The organism is Paenibacillus marchantiophytorum, from assembly GCF_014640555.1.
Classification (GTDB): Bacteria; Bacillota; Bacilli; order Paenibacillales; family NBRC-103111; genus Paenibacillus_E; species Paenibacillus_E marchantiophytorum.
The window spans coordinates 64,281-83,189 of sequence record NZ_BMHE01000016.1 but is presented as its reverse complement, the minus strand read 5'-3'; the positions used below and the strand labels follow the sequence as shown (position 1 = coordinate 83,189).

The 18,909-nt window shown below is 43.1% G+C and carries 12 protein-coding genes and 1 pseudogene; 8 read left to right on the top strand and 5 right to left on the bottom strand.

Features of this window, described 5'->3' with window-relative positions; all coding sequences use genetic code 11:
• Positions 1-1,522 precede the first annotated feature (1,522 nt).
• From IEY34_RS16790 to IEY34_RS38135, 6 genes and pseudogenes are all read left to right on the top strand, one after another.
• Positions 1,523-1,750 carry a hypothetical protein gene (locus IEY34_RS16790; RefSeq protein WP_189013194.1) on the top strand — a complete coding sequence of 76 codons (228 nt, stop codon included), beginning with the start codon at positions 1,523-1,525 and terminating at the stop codon, positions 1,748-1,750.
• A 179-nt stretch (positions 1,751-1,929) separates the two neighbouring features.
• Positions 1,930-2,667: an ABC transporter ATP-binding protein gene (locus IEY34_RS16785; RefSeq protein ID WP_189013192.1), complete on the top strand. Its 738-nt coding sequence runs from the start codon at positions 1,930-1,932 to the stop codon at positions 2,665-2,667.
• Between the two features lies 1 nt (position 2,668).
• Positions 2,669-4,225 (top strand): permease-like membrane multi-spanning protein, encoded by a 1,557-nt coding sequence (locus tag IEY34_RS16780; RefSeq protein WP_189013190.1) that lies wholly within the window; start codon positions 2,669-2,671, stop codon positions 4,223-4,225.
• 33 nt (positions 4,226-4,258) lie between these two features.
• Positions 4,259-5,164, top strand: coding sequence for an ABC transporter ATP-binding protein (locus IEY34_RS16775; protein ID WP_229757691.1), 906 nt, complete (start codon positions 4,259-4,261; stop codon positions 5,162-5,164).
• Positions 5,161-6,150, top strand: a complete 990-nt coding sequence (locus IEY34_RS16770; protein ID WP_189013186.1) for a DUF2705 family protein — start codon at positions 5,161-5,163, stop codon at positions 6,148-6,150. Before IEY34_RS16775 ends, IEY34_RS16770 begins: the two co-directional genes overlap by 4 nt.
• A gap of 519 nt (positions 6,151-6,669) precedes the next feature.
• Positions 6,670-7,500 (top strand): annotated as a pseudogene (locus tag IEY34_RS38135) (transposase family protein); the annotation flags it as partial.
• 173 nt (positions 7,501-7,673) lie between these two features.
• Here the strand turns inward: IEY34_RS38135 and IEY34_RS16760 are convergent.
• Complete coding sequence (locus IEY34_RS16760) at positions 7,674-11,051, bottom strand: S-layer homology domain-containing protein (RefSeq protein WP_189013182.1); 3,378 nt, start codon at positions 11,049-11,051, stop codon at positions 7,674-7,676.
• 193 nt (positions 11,052-11,244) lie between these two features.
• Here IEY34_RS16760 and IEY34_RS16755 point away from each other — a divergent pair, with 193 nt between their 5' ends.
• On the top strand, positions 11,245-12,342 hold the full coding sequence (locus IEY34_RS16755) for a winged helix DNA-binding domain-containing protein (protein ID WP_189013180.1): 1,098 nt from the start codon (positions 11,245-11,247) through the stop codon (positions 12,340-12,342).
• A gap of 393 nt (positions 12,343-12,735) precedes the next feature.
• On the opposite strand, the gene IEY34_RS16750 is transcribed toward IEY34_RS16755, so the two are convergent.
• The 4 genes from IEY34_RS16750 to IEY34_RS16735 all read right to left on the bottom strand — a co-directional run bounded on the left by IEY34_RS16750 (position 12,736) and on the right by IEY34_RS16735 (position 17,552).
• A complete protein-coding gene (locus tag IEY34_RS16750; protein ID WP_189013178.1) occupies positions 12,736-13,476 on the bottom strand; it encodes a hypothetical protein in 741 nt (246 codons plus the stop codon).
• 62 nt (positions 13,477-13,538) lie between these two features.
• Positions 13,539-14,957, bottom strand: coding sequence for a sensor histidine kinase (locus tag IEY34_RS16745; protein ID WP_189013176.1), 1,419 nt, complete (start codon positions 14,955-14,957; stop codon positions 13,539-13,541).
• Positions 14,951-15,655 carry a response regulator transcription factor gene (locus IEY34_RS16740; RefSeq protein ID WP_189013174.1) on the bottom strand — a complete coding sequence of 235 codons (705 nt, stop codon included), beginning with the start codon at positions 15,653-15,655 and terminating at the stop codon, positions 14,951-14,953. The genes IEY34_RS16745 and IEY34_RS16740 overlap by 7 nt, the downstream gene beginning before the upstream one ends.
• A 235-nt stretch (positions 15,656-15,890) precedes the next feature.
• Entirely contained in the window at positions 15,891-17,552 is a 1,662-nt protein-coding gene (locus tag IEY34_RS16735) for a glutamine--tRNA ligase/YqeY domain fusion protein (protein WP_189013172.1), read from the bottom strand.
• Between the two features lie 84 nt (positions 17,553-17,636).
• Between IEY34_RS16735 and IEY34_RS16730 the strand changes: the two genes are divergently transcribed.
• Entirely contained in the window at positions 17,637-18,866 is a 1,230-nt protein-coding gene (locus IEY34_RS16730) for an aminopeptidase (protein WP_189013170.1), read from the top strand.
• Positions 18,867-18,909: the final 43 nt, after the last annotated feature.

Genomic DNA, 18,909 nt, shown 5'->3' with positions numbered 1-18,909 from the left:
GGTTCCATCCAGCCCCACACTTTTCCAGCACCCAGATACAGCCCCATATCACCTCAGTAGCAACCAATTCTTTTGGAAGAAACACCTGATCCCGCACGCCAACTGCAAGCTACGATAGCTAAACTTACCATAGATGTTCTTTCCTAAGTGACATTGGATATCTATGTATCGTCTTTTGACGACTATTAATAGAGGTTGTTGTCTCTCTTACTCTCTTGGGCAGAGACTGCTACAATCCTATCTTTCCTCATCCGGGCCAAGAAGGGTATGGTGTGATCGTTGGATTACGCGAAAGCAACTAGTAGTTGATCCTGGAGATAACGAAACTGTAAGTTACCCTTCCAAACCGTATTTCTGGCGAAAAGTTACAGGATCCTCGTTGACTTCTTTGGGGTAAAGTTCAATCTATTGTTTGAGTTCTACTTTCGATTTAACCCTAAGATAGCGAAGCATTTGTTTTGTCATTTCTTCAAAGAAGGAATCAATGACATTCCTCTAAACCCTTGCTTGGGAGCAAAAGTAAGATCAAACCGATCTGGAAGGTCCTCTAAGTAATCATTCGTTTTTTGGGAGATATGTGGGAGTGGTTATCCAAGATAATCTGAATGCGCAATTCAGGCTTATAGTTAGAAAATTGAAGAACTCACAGCTCCGGTGACGTTCCTCTGCGGATCCAATAACTTCACCTGTGACTAAATCAATGCCTGCAAGATGACATAGTGTGCCGTGATGCTTATATTCAGGATCATGGCCATTCTTCGGATGTTTTCCAGTTACTGGTGGTAAATCGTCCGCTTTACTCTCGATCGCTTGAATGCCTGTCCTTTCATCGTAGGGCAAATATACATCACAAAGGGGCTGCAACTCTTGCGCCATTAGTAGCCGGGATACGCTGATTGATGACATCGGACCAAACAATCATGTCTCTCTTTACATGCATTCTCTCGAACATGATTGGCCATGAGTTTCAGGCAGGCAAAAGAGAACGCTCAGGTCCAACTGGGGTATGCTCAGGCCATCTGCATAGCTAAGCAGCATGCGCGCTCTCAACAAGTCGGTTTTCTTCTGTTCGTGCCTAGCTGATTTTCTGGAGCATGCCAACAGTAAGGATCAGTTTCTCTTTTTTTGATTGAAATGGCATCGTATCTCTCCGTTGGAATATGTCTATTGTGAGTATGCCATAATCACACTTTTAGCAGCTATATTATTTCAGGATCGTATACTAGCATGAATTTGGAACTATATAAGATGAACTCATAATATTTCTCACAGAATCAGGTTCAAACACTTAATATACAAAAAATACATTATTTTGAAATAAATGAAATTTAAAGGAAACCAAAGATAATTAAAGGAAAAATAAGGAAACTATTGAAATATCCGATAAATCTACGGATTTCGACCTTTTACTTGAGTTATAAATAGGATTAAAATTACATTTGTCGAGACAATGCCCAAAAATTGGGATATTCAACTAATTGTGCACAATTACTGAATCTAAAAATGGAAAAGGGTGAGCGCATTGGTTGCAGCATTAGCAGCACTACTTAGATTCATTTCAGGTGCAGGTTCAAAAGCCATCAGTTTTATTACTTCTGCCTTTAGTGTCATTTGGAAGTATGGCAGTGCAGGGGTGCAATGGGTAAAAGATAATTGGTTGAAAATCGCTACAGTACTTGCTCTATTTAACGATGTTGTTGATTTTATCAATTGGATAACTGACGAATTAAAGGCGTTTTTCGGTTACTAAATCAATTTTTTAAAAACGAAAGAGCGAGAAATTCCTAAAAAAGAATTTTTCGCTCTTTTGTCATTTTATAGTGTATAATCTAAATTATACCTAAAGTTTGCTGTTGAACCGAAAGAATTAAACAGTGCAAAATCTAGGTTTAAATTAATTATTTTAAATAATAGGTGGGACGATCTAATATGTTAACAATAGAAAAAGTTACAAAAATATATGATAAATTTAAAGTAGTAGATATAGATAAGCTTAATGTTCCGAGTGGTACTATTTTGGGATTTCTCGGAAAGAATGGAGCAGGGAAAACAACTACAATTAAGTTAGTTACTGGCATGCTTAGACCGAATACGGGATATATAAAAATCAATGGATTCGACGTACACACTCAACCTATGCACGCAAAAAAACTTATTGGTTATTCCGCAGATAAAGCTAATGTCTACGAGAAACTAACATGCAGAGAGTTTTTAAGATTTATGGCAAACTTATATGGAGTAAAAAACTCATCTAAACTTGAAGATGAGATTTGTGAACTTCTTGAAAAATTTGACTTAACTGAAAAAGCGGATAATTACATTCAAAGTTATTCTCACGGAATGAAAAAAAAAGCATCCTTACTAGGAGCGTTGATACATAAACCTAAAGTACTTATTCTTGATGAGCCAACTGACGGCCTTGATCCACAATCAATTAAAGTTTTAAAGGACATCATACTAGAAAGAAAGCAAGCTGGTGCCACTATTTTTTTATCTACACATATTCTGGAGGTCGCTGAAAAGCTTTGTGACTTAATTACTATAATTAACAAGGGGAAAATATTATTTACTGGTACCCTTTCTGAACTGAAAGAAAGTATGGGGAAAGATTCGTCTTTAGAAGAAGCTTTTTTGGAAATAACAGCGGATTTGCAGGAGGGCAAGTGAAGTGTTAATAAGTTATTTAAGGTTAAGAGTAAGTTTGCAAATAAACCGTCTTAAGCAGAATAAAATTGAAGAAAATGCCGGCACTGTTGCTGGCTACATGATACTTTTTTTAATTGTATCCGTTTGTTCTTACTTTTTACTAAAGTTTTCAGCGCAGGATAATAAAACAATTGTAACTCTTAGCGTTTTTTCAATCCTAATGATAATAAGCATTCCCAAGACTTTTAATGTAATATATCAGCAATACTTTGAATCATTAGACAGGGAGATACTCCTTTATATTCCTATATCACATAGTGCTGTTGTATTGATTAGATATGTTGAAGCTCTGTTGAATTTATTTAAGGTATATTATTTGCTGTACCTTCCCCTACTTGTTACGCTTGTTTTCTCAGGAAATATTACTATATTATCCTTACTGTTCTGTATTATTGGATTACTTCCAATAAATATTATTATTGTTTCTCTTCTGAAAATTCTTATAGTTATTTCATTTTGGGTGTCCCGTGGTAAAAATATAAAGAGCACTGTACTAACGTTATCTGGAGTTATTACTGCAATTGTTTATATAATAATAATTTTCTTTTCATCACAACTGACTCAGATTTTCGAGACAAAGACACCTATTTACAAGTTTTTATTAATTCCCATTGAACTATATGCTAATTTTTTGTCTGAGTCAGAAATTCGGTTTTATATAACATGTTTTTTAAAGATTTCGTTAATAAGCATAGCAATATTTGGAATTGCATACTTTTTAACTATCAAGGCATTAATTAATGGCATGTTGGTGGAATCGAAAGAAATAGGGAAAGAAGACAGTAGAATATCAAGTAAAAAGAAATTACTTTCTCAATTATTCATTCAGTATCTCCCTAGCATTTCACAAAAAGATATACGCTACTTGTTCAGAAGTTTCGAAAATTGGAAAGGAGTAGTATTTCCTATATTCCTTTGTTTGCTCTACGAGTATAAATTCGATTCCATACAAAGTAAACTAGGAGTTTATTCCTTACTTGCATTTCTGTTAATTTGGATTGCACTTTCATTGTCTTTCAGGGTTATTGTTTTAGAGGGTGGTTGCTTTTATTTACTGTATAACTCTCCAATTAAGTATATAGATATATTAAAAGAAAAGGTCTTAACAGTGTTATTAATAACTTTTCCTATTTTGTTTTTGGTTGAAATTACGTTATTTATCGTTCATAAGTGGTCGCTAATAGATATTTTATTTTCAATACTATGGTCGTTAATAACGCTAGTATTGTGCTCGGTGTTTTGCATTTCTACTCTGTTGAAAGAAGCCAGATTTGAAACTTCGGGGATACAAGTGGATTTTCGTATAAGTTTAAAGATATTTCTTTTGCTTATCTTTTCTCTTTCGCTTTGGAGTCTATTACTTTATGGAGAATATTATGTAATGTTTAATATTTCTGGATATTTAGTTTTAAGATTCATATTGTCACTGTTATTCTTGATAACTGGGGCAAAGGCTTGGAAATTATTTGTAAAGAAAGTCTCTCTGGGTATTAGCGAAATTAAACATGATATTTATTAAAGGGTAATGTTAATGTGGGAAGGAGGAAATACGATGATTGAAATTAAAAATTTAACTAAAATTGTGGGTAATCACAAAGTTATAAAAAACTTAAATTTGGAAGTTAAAAAAGGTGAAGTATTTGGACTATTAGGGCCTAATGGCGCTGGCAAAACAACTATTATAAGAATGATTGTTGGCTTGGTAAGGATTACTTCAGGTGAAATAATTTTGAATGAGAAGAATATAACTACTGAATTTGAGGAGGCCATAAGGGAAATAGGTGCAATAGTCGAAACTCCTGATTTATATAAATATCTAAGCGGTTATAAAAATCTTGAATTATTCTCAAGAATGTACAATACGCTACCAAAGAATTGTATTCATGAGGCGGTAAAACTGGTCGGGCTTGATAATAGAATTCATGATAAAGTAAAGACATATTCTTTAGGGATGCGTCAACGACTAGGAATCGCTCTGGCTTTACTGCATAAACCCAAAATACTTATACTTGATGAACCAACTAATGGGCTTGATCCTGAAGGCATTCATGAAATGCGAACTTATTTGAAGAAGCTGGCTATTGAAGAAGGAGTGACTATTATTGTTTCAAGTCATCTTCTTTCAGAAATGGAATTAATGTGTGACAGATTTGCTATCTTAAAGCAGGGTGAGCTTATTAATATCTATTCAATGAATGAAAAAAGCGCTCAATCAAGATATTTTTATGACATGGGAAATCATGAGAACATTAGTAAAGCTAGGGTTCTACTACGAGAGCGAGGATTTTCTTTTGACGTGGAGGGAAATGGTTTGTATGTCAATGTAAAACGAGAAGAAATACCAACAATTAACGAGATTCTCTTTTTGGAGGGAATACAGGTATTTGAAATAATTGAACAAAGAAGGACTCTCGAAGACCATTATTTAAGTTTAGTAGGAGGGAATACAATTCGATGATGAGGATTCTCAGTTTAATTAAGCTTGTACATAATGAGAATGTTAAGATCATCTATCAGTTTAAAACAATTGTTATGCTTATATTACTGACTGCATTGGTTGGAGGTTGTGCAGTATTTTCAAACACTGAAACAAATCACGATTGGAGAAAGAATGCAAGGGAACAAATTGAGCGGGCAGAATCAAATAAAGAAAAAGCAATTAAAGAAATTGATGAAAATAGAGAAGATGAAAAAAAAAGGAAAATAAACGAAGTTAATCTATCAATCTATGAAGACAATTTAAAGATACTAAATTATTCAATTGAAAGAAATATACCTTATGGAGTACAAACAACGTGGAAGTTTGCCTACGATGCTCAAATTTTTATAGGTTTAATTATAGTATTTATGGTTATACAGACAGCAAATATAATTGCAAACGAATATTCATTTGGCACAATAAAGCAGTTGATGATAAGACCTTTTAAACGTTGGAAAATACTCCTATCTAAATATCTCACCATAGTTGTTATTAGTACTGGTTTTTTATTATTCTTATTTGCAATTTCTTTTGGTGTTGGATATATAGCTTTTTCTGGAAATGGTCAAGGTTCTGTTGAACTTGTCTTGAATAGTGTAGGAGAAGTAGTAGAAAGAAATGTCATGGAATATACGCTTACAGCATATTTATTTGGTTTAATTGAGATAGTACTGCTAACTTCACTTTCTTTCATGTTTGCGGTGCTTTTCAAAAATGTTACCATATCCATTACGTCGTCTATCGTTCTTTGGCTAGGTGGTTCAGTGGCGAATAACTTTCTAGCAAAGTATTCTTGGTTCAGGTTTCTTTTATTTCCACATCTTAATTTAAAGCAGTACTTACCCGGTCAAATTCCAATTATTGAGGGAATTACAATTACTTTTTCAATTTTTATATTATTTCTTTATTTTCTCATATTCATCACAACAGCTCTAATTGTATTTTCAAAAAGAGATATCTACTAACCCAATTTCTGCTGCATAACTAGTATATCTTGGTACAGCAAAGTAATCTACTTAGATAATGTTGAATTTGAAGTTAACTTGAAGTTGGGATTTTCTTTCCAAAATTCGTCGTTCTTCATTGTTGTGCAAGTGAAAGGTCATTTCGTTGTGCTATTGAAAAACAAGCCAAAGTTAGTCAATCGTTTAAAACGCACCCGGGAGCAACTTTTTTATTGAAAGGAACATGCTTGTATGAAAAATAAAAATTTTATGTCGAACTTACTCACTTTTATTATTGTAATTGGAGTTATTTTAGTCCTATTGCGGATAATAGCTGGATTTTTCGGGGTACGTGTACCCTGGGATAAATAATGTCAACTGACGCTTCGCCCCCTGAAATGCTGTCGTATACGATTGTTATTGCTATTTAAACCTGAATTTCGAAAGTATCACTCTATAAAAAATATGAAAAGTGCTCCAAATCTTTGGTAGGAAGGTGTTTTCCAAGACAACATCGCCAAAGAGAGGAGCACCTTTAATGTGAAGTGTACCACTCCTATCAACAAACTCAAGTCCAAATTTACGCTACAACATGCAACTAGCTTCGGTAGAATGAAAGTGTTCTTAGTATACCTCGAAAAATCAATCTTTCCTCGGCGCTTCAGCGCATTTCCGGTGTTGAGAAGAATAACTCCCTATTCCGGCACACCACATCCTGCTTTATACAATCGCCGAATGGATTGTCGGCTGCGAGCGACTCTTTTACTTTCGCAAGCTACAGCACGATCCGCTTATCAAACGCCTTCTAGGTGGACGCTGTCCCCACCATTCTTTGCTGTACAAGGAACTCGTACATTTACGCAAAACTGTCCCACCCTGCGTTTGGGCTTAAGGAGATTAAATCATTAAGGCATTCGTCCCGTCCTACCTTCAGAGCTCATTGTCGATTTAGACTCAACATTGGAAACGGTCTAAGGTCATCAAGCCTATGCCGCAAAGAAACGACTTCTCACAAACCTGGCCGTAAAAGTTAACATCCGTTACTGGCTTTTAAAGGGCAGTCCCAGATTTGTTTAAATGCGGTTCTCCGAGCCGGTAATACTCACTCTTCGACGGATGCCGCCTGCTTCAAGACAACCTCTTGGAAGACACCTCGCCGCGTTGCCGTTATTCGTAAAACATAGGTGGTCGAGGATGGTCAATCCCGTATGGTTCTGGATACCGCAGGCACTACGAGGCCATTGTGACTAATCTGGAGTGTGGCGGTTCAATAATCAACGCTGTTGCATGGAAAACCACTTCAAGCAAGCGAACGAGATTGACTTTCTCGTTAAACTGCTCGCCTACAACTTGTATGAACGATTCAAACGGGATTGTTGCGACTCGATCCATCAAGGATATACAATCGACAGGCCGGATAGGCCGATGTTGATCATCGTTGTTCCTCACCTGCCGTTGTTTTCCTATATTTTACCTTTCCGCGAGCGTGGGGACAACTAAAAGGCCCATCCCGGCCGGGTGGCGGGGATGGGCCTTTTCACCATTTATTCAAACGTAATCGTAAATTGTGAATCTTGCACCTGATTTAATTGACCAGAAATCATATACTTTAATCCACTAATATAATATGAATTTGCACCTACGAACGGGTTAGGCTCGTTCGTAATATTCATTTTAAAATATGTTTCACCATTGATCGTAATAGTTTCAGCTGTTGGTCCATTAGGTGAACCAAATACCCCAATTTTTACGCCTGAAATGTCTAATGTTCCCTTAAGCGAAGAAACACCTGCAGCAAATACATCGTCATCCCTCAGCTTTAGTAATAAGAAATTTGCTGAACGTGAAGCTTTAGGCATTACATACTGATTTAAGCCAGTCGATAATTTTACAAGGTCTCCATACACCTCGTTAGATACTGAATTATAAGGTTTAATCGCATCAATCTGTAGAGCCAGAGGTGTCTTAAACGAAATTTCGGTTGATGCTGAGCAACCTACATCATTGCAGACTTTAACTCCATACGTATAGTCCTTATTTGGCTCTAACACACCCAGACTATACATAACTGCCAGTGGAAAAACAGCTACTTCTACACCATTTTTATAAATTTTGTACGTAGTTTTAACTTCCGGATCACGCCAGCCCAGATTCCACCAAATAGATGTGGCTGTTGAGCCAATATTTTGGACTTTTAAATCTGTAACAGGTTTAGGTGCTGTATGTAGGTAGATTCCCACAACTTGGAAAGGTTCTCCTGAAGCGATGGTAAACTTATTAGTCTCATATCTTGAATATTCTTTTCCCTTAGAGACAGAAATGGAATATGGTGTACCTGGTGTAATCTGATCAAAACTATAAAATCCAACTGCATTCGTTTGAGTTGTTAAATTGGTTCCAACAAGTTCTACGGTTGTATTCGAAATCCCCCGCAACCCTGATGATTCCGTCTGTTCATAGACAAATCCCCCTACAATACCCGGAACGTTGACACCCGGCAAGGGAATCTGTGCTACTGGTGCAGAAATCGGCATAGGGCATGTTGTCGATGAGCAAGTGTTTGTTACATTTCCTACGAAAGATACTTGAGTATTCTCCTGTTTATAAGAAACGTTGTAAGTCGTTCCACTTTTTTGAGTGTTTACCGTTAACAAAGCATACTGAGTCAATTGTGGGTACTGTGAAACTTTCTGGACTTGCAGTCCATTATCGAACTGGAAGTCTGCTGAATTGGAATTCGCTACAGGATGATTGAATTCAACCAAAACCAAATCATCACGTAAGCTTATCATGCTTTTAACCTCAGCCTTATATTGTTTGACCGTAATATCGAAATACTTATTTATCGAGAAGGATTTCTTGAAAAAACTAGCTATTACTTTTACCGCTGCATCTCCTGCTCCCGATGCCGGTCTCTTAATTGGACCAAATGGAGAAACAAGATCTGGCCGATCTGTACGCCAAATAGTTGTTATTTCCATGCCACTTAATTGCGGGAAGGTAAAGGCTTGTGTAACTGAAGAAGCTAAGTCCTCTCCTTGGAACTGTAATTGCACGTCTTTCACTTGTTCTTCGAATGAAATTCTTTCAAGATCATATTGACCAGTAATCTCAAAATCAAAAGCTCCAAATTTCTTGGCTGTTGCCACTGCATTTTCAGCTAAAGTTATTTTATCCCTGTGAGCAGAAATATCTGAACCGTAGCCAATAACCGTTTGAATCGCTTGATTTGCAAGCTTAATTGCCTCTGATTTGACTTGATTACCAACTTCCAACATCGGATTATTTTTAGATAGGTTCCATACGGTCTCAGGATCACCAGTAAGCGCAATAGTCGTATCCGTCGTAATTGCTTTTAAGTTAGTCCCCGCTCCGAGTTGGAGTCGTGTACCTGTTAATCCGCTTTTCAATTTTAAGGATTTGATTACGGTTGGAAGCGCATTGCCTACGCTTGGAGGATCAATCTGAATCGTCGTATCCGGCGCCTCCACAGTGATTTCCCCGTCAATATTCCCTCTAAATCTAACTTCTTTTCCTGTTGCCGCGGAAAGAATCTTGATTCTCCCCAGGGTTCCATCCATAGCGGAGGATTCTAGAACAGCCTGAGAACTCACTTCTGTATCTGTGACGACAGTCCTGCCTAAGACAACAACACGCACGACTTGATTTCCATTATTTATCGCATTTACTCTAAGTAAATGAACAAGCGTATTTAATAATTTAATCGAGCTAACAGCTCCAGAGCGAATTTCTAAATTTTGCACAGTAATGTTATTAAGCGTAACTTCACCGGTTGGACCCGGATCAACGGTTAGATTTTCAACAGTTGTTGCACCGCTCGTTGGACCATATGTACCAGAAGCACTAATGGTAATTGAAGTTAATGCCTTGCCGCTAGCTAGCTGCTGAGCCACTGTGGGCGCTGCAGGCGCTCCGCCTCCGCCAAAACCACCACCACCACCACCGCCGCCAAAGAATGCGGCTTCTGCGCCAATCAAAACTTGATCTACGGCTACTCCCTTATATGAAAGCTTGTAGGAAGTATCCTTCTTTTGAGCGGAAGTTGTTAAAACAACAATGGATTTGCTGCCTGCTTTAAAGGCAATGTCCACTACTTTTAGATCCTGATCAAAAGCAAATTCCTCTTTGGAAATCGTCGTCAACTCGGACGAAAATGTCACTTCTACGCTCGTGTTGTTCACAACAGACACCGATTTAATCGGAGACGGGTGCTGGGCTGCAGCCAATTTCTTCGCTTTATCTACATACTGAGAAGCATGCTGCGTGAATTCATAGGCTAGTCTTGCCAAAGCTTGGCGCTCAGCGTTATCTTTGGGATTAAACCGGCTGCTCCCATTTCCATCATCAGAGCCGCTGATAAAGCCGATTTGGGAAGCGAGGGCGACATGCCCTTGTGCCCATTCAGCAATTTGCTCTTTGTCAGCAAAAGCGGCAGATGCCGTCAATTGGCTGGCGGTTTTCTCCAATCCAAAAGCACGAATAAAGAACACAACCAGTTCTTCACGCGTCACGTTAGCATCTGGTGCAAAGGTCGTTGGCGAGGTTCCCTGTGTGATGCCAGAAGCCACCAAAGCCCCGACATAGCCACGATACCAACTGGATGTATTTACATCGCTGAAAGACTCTGCTTTCGCAGCATCTTCTTTCAGACCTAAGGAAAGAACAAGAATTTTGGCCAGTTCTGCTCTCGTGATCGCTTTACGCGGTTGAAAGCTGCCATCTGCGTAGCCCGAAATAATGCCTTTGGCTACAAGCGAATCAATCTCTGTTTTAGCGTAGGAATCTAGCGTATCACCGAGATTCGTTTGTGCATCTGCTGAAGCAGATACGGGGATAATGACGCTAAACATCATTGTCAAAATAAGTAGAAAAACGGTCCATCGAGATTTACGTATTGTCATTGCCATTCCCCCTGATGAGTATAAAAAACTAGTAAACTTTAGTAATTATACTAGATTTTAAAGGGAATGATAGGAGTATTAAGGAAATTTTATAATTCCTTTATGGATGCAATTCCTTCAACCCTGACAGATAGTTGTCAGGGTTCACACACTATACTGAACTTACTACTCTCCATCAAAGGATCGTGTTCCTATGACATTTACTTTAAGCACCCGAGCGCTAAACCGAGCCCTGCTCGCTCGGCAACTGCTCTTAATCCGCTCGAACTTGCCCGTTCGCGCAGCGGTCGAGCATCTGGTCGGGCTGCAGGCCCAGGCTCCTAACCCACCCTACGTGGCGTTGTGGACTCGGCTGCAGCACTTCCGGCATGAGGAGTTGTCGCAGCTCCTCATGGATCGGAGCGTTGTGCGCATCGCTCTCATGCGCTCAACGCTCCACCTCGTCACGGCAGACGACTGCGTGACGCTGCGCCCGCTCCTGCAGCCGGTGCAGGAGCGCGGCTTGAAAGGCGCGTTCGGCAAGAAACTCGCCGAACTGGATCTGGACGCGCTCGCCGCCGCCGGGCGAGCGCTCCTGGACCAGCAGCCGCTCACCTTCAGTGAGCTCGGCAAGCGCATGCAAGCCCTGTGGCCGCAAAGCGATGCCACAGCCTTATCGCAAGCGGTGCGCTGCCGCTTGCCGCTTGTTCAGGTGCCGCCGCGCGGCATCTGGGGCAGCAGCGGCCAGGCCGCCCACACCACGGCGGAGGCTTGGCTGGGCCGCCCGCTCGCCGAAGGCCCAGACCTTGCCGCCATGCTGCTGCGCTACTTGGCGGCCTTCGGACCTGCATCCGTCAAGGATATGCAGGTATGGTCCGGGCTTACTCGGCTGCGCGAGATCATCGAGCAGCTGCGCCCGAGCTTGCTCACCTTTCGCGATGAGCAAGGCCAGGAACTGTTCGACCTCCCGGACGCCCCGCGGCCGGACCCAACAGCCCCAGCCCCGCCGCGCTTTCTGTCGGAGTTCGACAATATGCTCCTGTCTTACGAAGATCGCACGCGCATCCTTGCAGATGAAGATAAGCCTCTGGTCTTCACTGAGAATGGCATCATTCGCGCCACACTGCTGGTTGACGGATTTGTTTGCGGTATTTGGTCGGTAGCACAGAAGCGCCAAACAGCCACCTTGACCATTACGCTATTTCGACCCATCGCGGAAGAACAACTAGCGGCTATCCAGGCCGAAGCTGCCCAGCTGTTTGATTTCATCGCACCCGATGCCCAAACAAGGGACATTCGCATCTCATACTAAGAAAAACCTAGCCTGCGGCAGGTCATCCAGTCCATGCACCTTGAGGCAAACCCAAGCCCCCCAACGAACTCAATACCCTATATTCGGTCAAAATCGCCCATTCTGAAATTCTAATGAATCCCTGATTTGTTATTTCAAGCAAATGATCACCTTCCCGCCTAAAATTTGCTCTATAGCGTTAATCCAGTTCATTAAATCGCCAAAGTAGCTATTTTCCGGTCTATAAGCATGCTACAGTTCATTAGATGCCCTCTGAGACCAAAAACCCCTAAAGCGAAGTCTGCGGTGGACGTCAGTAAATACGGGGAAAACTTCGCTCACCCCAAACCCATAAACAATTGTGGTAAAAAAACAAACCCCGAGATCACCCTCGAGGTTTGTTTCCGAATCCAATTATTTCTGAGCTTTCTTCTCCCATTTCGCTTTCAAAGCACTCTCAACTTCAGCAAATACTTGCGCTGTCGTTTTGCCTTCCGTGGAGATGCCCAGCTTCGCTGCTTTCTTGTTTACAGCTGTTGCTTGCTTAGCTTCTCTTCCAGCCTTTAACGCTGCACGTATTTCTTTAGCTGTCAAACCATCGGTTGCAATGCCCGCTTTGACCGCTTTTTCTTTCAGCCTCGTTAAACCCGCTGCTTTCAGCTCAGCCTCGATATCTTTGTTGGTTTTGCCTTCCGTGCTGACCCCAAGCTTCACTGCTTTGTCTTTCAGCTTTGCTTCGACTGCATCCTTGATGGCAGCTTTCAATTGCTCCGTCGTTTTGCCTTCCGTGCTAATCCCTAGCTTCACTGCCTTCTCTTTCAGCTTTGCTTCGGCCGCATCCTTGATGGCAGCTTTCAATTGCTCCGTCGTTTTGCCCTCCGTGCTAATCCCTAGCTTCGCAGCTGCTTTGTTCAAATGCTCCGCCTTTTGAGCCGCAAGCGCAGCTTTAATCTCGGTTTTGATTTGCTCATTGGTTTTGCCGTCTGTTGCTATGCCTAGCGCTTGCGCCTTATCTTGCAGCAGCTGTTTCAGAGGATGTGATGTACTTGTTGTCGCAGCTGTCTTGCTTCCTTGTGCGCTTTCGGCAAAGGCTGCCACCGGAACGGATAAAACAATTGCACCCAACAATGCTAAGCTTGTTAACTTTTTCAACATAAGTATCACGCCTCGATTCGTTTCGTCTATGTTTACCTTACGAACCCTATCTTACTGGATAGTTATGTCATAAGTTTGTCATGCGGCGAAACATTCGCAGCGGGCAGAAAAATTTTAAAAACAGTCCCCGCCTGAAGCTTGGACTCAACTCTTATCGACCCGCCATGCGCTTTAATAATATGCTTAGAGATCGTTAAACCGAGACCAGCACCAGATATGTTGCGGCTCTCATCCGCTTTATAAAAACGATCGAACAGATGCGGCAGCTTCTCCGGCGCGATACCAGGACCGTTGTCCCAGACCTCGATCCAGCGCTCGTTTTTGGTCTTTTTCACGCGAATCCCTGCTTGGGCTCCTTGATCAATATGGTTGATGGCATTATCCAGCAAATTAATGAACACTTGCCGCAGCCGATCTGCATCTGCCATAACCATGTAAGGCTCCTCAGCCTGCGCATGCAGCTCGATGTCTTTTCCTTTCGCCTTCATCTTGAGCTGCGTCACGACAAACCCGATGACTTCCGTGACGTCCATCGCTTGCAGATTCAGCTTCACCTGCTTCTCCTCAAAAGATGACAGTTCCATCAGATCATCCACCAAACTGCTCAATCGCAGCGTTTCTTGCAGGGAAACTTCGATGAATTCCTTCGCATCTTCCGGTTCCACCACCCCGTCAGTGATCCCTTGCAAGGAAGCGCGAATCGTCGTCAGCGGTGTCCGCAGCTCATGGGAGATTTCCGAAAGGAATCGCTTGCGCCCTGCTTCTACCTTCTGCAGCTTACCGGCCATCCGATTCAGGGAGCCCGATAATGAGGCGATTTCATCCTTGCCTCTGACAGGAACCCTCCCGCTGAAGTCCCCTAATGCCAAGGCTTCCGCAGTTTTACTCATCAACTGAATCGGCTTCACAAAATGTCTCGAAACAAAATACAACACCGCTATCGCCAACAAAGCAACGGATATCGCGGTTACAAAAATCGCCTTATTGATTCCATTAATAGTCCCTTGAATGCTAACAATCGGCGTATATAGGAAAATGCCCCCAATAACACTGCTATCCTGAACAACCGGTCGTCCAACGATAAGCATTCTGATCGCATTATTTTGCGAAAAATTGCTCCGTACCGTTACCTGATTACCCGCCAGCACTTTATCCACCCATTCCTTGCGCGCAGGGGTTTCGCCAACGGATTGAACTTTATCCAAATTCGCTTTGGGATGCTTAATTACCGCAACACGGACGTTGGATGATCGCTCAATAGCACTGATTTGCTTCCGGAAATCTTTCAACAGTGTCGAACCATCGAGCAACCCTTTGGCCAGCTCATCCACTTGCTCCACCTTTTCCAACAAAAGCTTCTCGCTGCGCTCATACGTCTGCTGATTCATGGTATAGCCAATTGTTCCGGAAATGGCCAGAATAGATACAATGGTGATCGACATATAAACAAATAATAGCTTTCTATAAAAGGAATTCAGCATCCTTCAGGTCCCTCGAACTTATATCCTACGCCCCAGACGGTGCGGATGGCCCAGTCATCTTTGCGCTCTGTGAGGGCAGACAGTTTCTGCCGCAAGCGTTTGATGTACAAGTCGACGACCCGATCCTCGCCTTCGAAGTCCCAACCCCATATCTTCGCTATGAGATCTTCACGCGTGAACACTTGATTCGGATTGCGCATGAAAAATAGCAGCAGCTCATACTCCTTCTTAGGCAAAGCTACGGACTGCCCTTCAACGGTGACTTCGTGAGACAGCACATCGACGCGCAAGCTGCCGACTTCATAGATGTGTGAAGGCGCGGCCGCTTCCGTCCTAAGCTGTGTTCGGCGAAGAATCGTAGTGACGCGTGCCACTAATTCATTCGGGTCAAAAGGTTTCACCAAGTAATCGTCGGCGCCCATTTGCAAACCCTCGATCCGCTCGTCTACGTGACCTCTTGCCGTCAGCATCAGAATGGGCACATCGCTTTTCGCCCGAATCATCTGACAGACCGACCAGCCGTCCCGTTTGGGCAGCATAATATCAAGAACGATGAAATCCGGGCCCAATTGCCCGAACTGCGTTAACGCCTGCTCGCCATCATGGGCCGTAACCACGAGATAGCCACTCTTCTCCAAATACAGCTTCGTAATTCGGCAAATATTAAGATCATCATCTACGACCAGAACGGTATTCATGCAGGCGGCACTCTCCTCAGCGACGTGTGTCTATGTATGCTACATGACTTCGCGTCATGCGGCTTGTTTTCGTCCTTCTCTACACAAATAGTACAGGAATTTGAATTTGAAGAATAGCTTAACTTCTCACTCTGCCTGTTCTCAGCCGTCCACCTACTAGACCCTCTAAAACAGAAGAGGCTGCCTCGCAGTCATTTTGGACTGTTGAGACAACCTCATCGGGATGGTTTCCTGCTTATACTTCAAACGAGCTTTTCAGAGAGACAATCAAGTTGAACACCAATTGTTCACTTGTTGTGTGTTTGGGATCGACGTTGAAATAGCCATGGCGGAAAAATTGGAATTTATCCAGCGGCTTCGCTTGCTTCATGTTGTCTTCGACGAAACCTTTGACGATTTGCATGGAGTTCGGGTTCAGGTTCTCTAGGAACGTAGCATTCTCGTCCTCCGAGTCGTCCAGAATAAGTGGTTCGTACAAGCGGAACTCCGCAGGTACGGCGCTTTTCGCGTCGACCCAGTGGATCGTTCCTTTCACTTTACGGCCTGTGAAGCCGCTGCCGCTCTTCGTTTCCACGTCATACGTGCAGTGAAGCTCAACGACGTTGCCGTTCTCATCCTTCACGAAGTCATTGCATTTAATGAAGTAAGCATGTTTCAAGCGCACTTCGTTGCCGGGAAATAAGCGGAAATATTTGTTCGGCGGATTTTCCATGAAGTCGTCTTGCTCGATATAGATCTCGCGGGAGAACGGAATTTGGCGATTGCCCATTTCCGGATTCTCGGAGTTGTTCTCGGCTTCCAGCATCTCCACTTGATCCTCAGGATAGTTGGTGATGACTACTTTCAGCGGGTTCAGCACGCCCATGGTGCGCAGCGCCTTTAATTTCAGATCCTCGCGGATAAAATGGTCCAGCATCTTCGCGTCCACCGTGCTGTTGCTGCGGGCAACGCCGATTTCGCGGGCGAAATTGCGGATCGCTTCCGGCGTAAAGCCTCTGCGGCGCAAGCCGGAGATGGTCGGCATCCGCGGATCGTCCCAACCGTCAACGGCTTTCTCGTCAACGAGTTGTTTGAGCTTTCTTTTGCTCATCACGGTATTCGTCAGGTTCAGACGGGCAAATTCGTACTGTCTAGGGACATTCGGCATCTCGCACTCGCGAATCACCCAGTCGTAGAATGGACGTTGATCCTCGAATTCCAGTGTACAAATGGAGTGCGTAACGCCCTCAATCGCATCCTCAAGCGGATGAGCGAAAGCGTACATCGGATAGATGCACCAAGCATCGCCTGTATTATGATGGTGAGCGTGCACGACACGATACAGAATCGGATCGCGGAAGTTGATATTCGGTGAAGACATATCGATTTTGGCCCGAAGGACTCGCTCGCCGTCTTTGAATTCTCCCGCACGCATGCGTTCGAACAAAGCAAGATTCTCTTCTACGGAGCGATCACGGTGCGGACTGTTCGAACCTGGTTGCGTCAGTGTTCCACGCATTTCACGGATTTGATCGGCTGTTTGGTCATCCACGTATGCCAAACCTTTGCGAATCAACACAACCGCGCGTCTGTACATCTCCTCAAAATAATCCGAAGCAAAGAACAATCCGTCCCATTGGAAACCTAGCCACGCTACATCTGCTTTGATGGATTCTACATATTCCGTATCTTCCTTAACTGGATTCGTGTCATCGAAGCGCAGGTTCGTCAGACCTTTAAATTCATCGGCAAGTTCAAAGTTAAGACAAATCGATTTGGCATGCCCTATATGAAGGTAACCGTTCGGCTCCGGGGGAAATCGGGTAACGATCTGGCTGACTTTGCCTGTTTTCAAATCTTCGTTTACAATGTTCTTAATGAAATTGGATGGAGTGCTTGTTACGCTCTTCGTTTCCATATTCCGCCAGCCTTTCTCCCACAGGTTAAAGTTTTATTTTCTATCATACACTAAATCTTAGTAAAATATAAAGGAGCCGGTCAGATGGAGACATTCGAGCATTATTTAGATAAATATGCAGAACTCGCAATACGAGTAGGATTAAATGTTCAAAAAGATCAAACGGTGGTTATTATGACCCCCATCGCCTGCGCCGATTTCGTGCGAAAACTAACCAAAAAGGCATATGACGCCGGTGCCAAAGATGTCGTAATCGACTGGGACGACGATGAGGTCAAGGCTCTGCGGATGAAGCATGCACCTGAATCCACTCTCCGGGAATACCCAATGTGGCGGGCGAATGGCATGGAAGAAATGGCTAAGGAAGGCGCAGCCTTTTTACAAATCTATGCCCCTAATTCTGATTTGCTCAAAGATGTTGATCAAGAGCGCGTCGCCATCTCCAGCAAAACGACGGCCACTGCGCGTGAAGGATTCTTGAAGTATCTGCGCAGCAACCAGGTCAACTGGCTGATGGTTTCCTATCCGACAGCGGAATGGTCCGCCAAGGTGTTCCCCGAATTGAACGAACAGGAGCGCATCATCAAACTCTGGGAACAGATTTTCAAACTGACACGCGTTGATAAAACAGATCCGGTCGCCGCTTGGAATGAGCATATTGCTTTGCTGACGGCGAAACAAGATATGTTGAATGCGAAGAGGTTCAAGCAGCTGCATTTCAAAGGCGCAGGAACCGATTTATACATCGAATTGGCTGCCAAGCATCTGTGGGTGGCTGCAGGGAGCAAGTCCAAGGCGGGAACTTTCTTCATTCCCAACATTCCGACCGAAGAAGTTTTCACGATGCCTGCTCGCAGCGGCACGAACGGAACGGTCCGCAGTACATTGCCGCTAAGCTACCAAGGTTCGTTAATCGACGGCTTTACCTTGACATTCGAGAACGGCCGCGTGATCGAAGCGACTGCCGAGGTCGGGCAGGAAGTGCTGAACAAGATGCTGGATATGGATGAAGGCGCCCGTTATTTAGGCGAAGTGGCCCTTGTGCCGGATGATTCCCCAATCTCGAATTCCGGGCTGATTTATTACAACACCTTGTTCGACGAGAATGCTTCCTGCCACATCGCCCTTGGCAACTCCTACCCATTCACCATTGAGGGCGGAACTACGATGAGCGCGGAGGAATTGGCTGCGAATGGCTACAACAAAAGCCTCATCCACGTTGACTTCATGATCGGCTCTGCCGATATGGAGATCGACGGCCTCTATGAAGATGGGACGCATGAACCTTTGTTCCGCAAGGGCAACTGGGTATAAGCTGCCTTGTAATCTACCTATATAACCTCCAATTACTACTTGC

Coding starts and splice junctions, on each gene's coding strand:
- IEY34_RS16785 (WP_189013192.1), top strand. CDS start 1,930: ATGTTAACAATAGAAAAAGTTACAAAAATATATGATAAATTTAAAGTA.
- IEY34_RS16775 (WP_229757691.1), top strand. CDS start 4,259: ATGATTGAAATTAAAAATTTAACTAAAATTGTGGGTAATCACAAAGTT.
- IEY34_RS16770 (WP_189013186.1), top strand. CDS start 5,161: ATGATGAGGATTCTCAGTTTAATTAAGCTTGTACATAATGAGAATGTT.
- IEY34_RS16760 (WP_189013182.1), bottom strand. CDS start 11,051: ATGACAATACGTAAATCTCGATGGACCGTTTTTCTACTTATTTTGACA.
- IEY34_RS16755 (WP_189013180.1), top strand. CDS start 11,245: ATGACATTTACTTTAAGCACCCGAGCGCTAAACCGAGCCCTGCTCGCT.
- IEY34_RS16750 (WP_189013178.1), bottom strand. CDS start 13,476: ATGTTGAAAAAGTTAACAAGCTTAGCATTGTTGGGTGCAATTGTTTTA.
- IEY34_RS16745 (WP_189013176.1), bottom strand. CDS start 14,957: ATGCTGAATTCCTTTTATAGAAAGCTATTATTTGTTTATATGTCGATC.
- IEY34_RS16740 (WP_189013174.1), bottom strand. CDS start 15,655: ATGAATACCGTTCTGGTCGTAGATGATGATCTTAATATTTGCCGAATT.
- IEY34_RS16735 (WP_189013172.1), bottom strand. CDS start 17,552: ATGGAAACGAAGAGCGTAACAAGCACTCCATCCAATTTCATTAAGAAC.
- IEY34_RS16730 (WP_189013170.1), top strand. CDS start 17,637: ATGGAGACATTCGAGCATTATTTAGATAAATATGCAGAACTCGCAATA.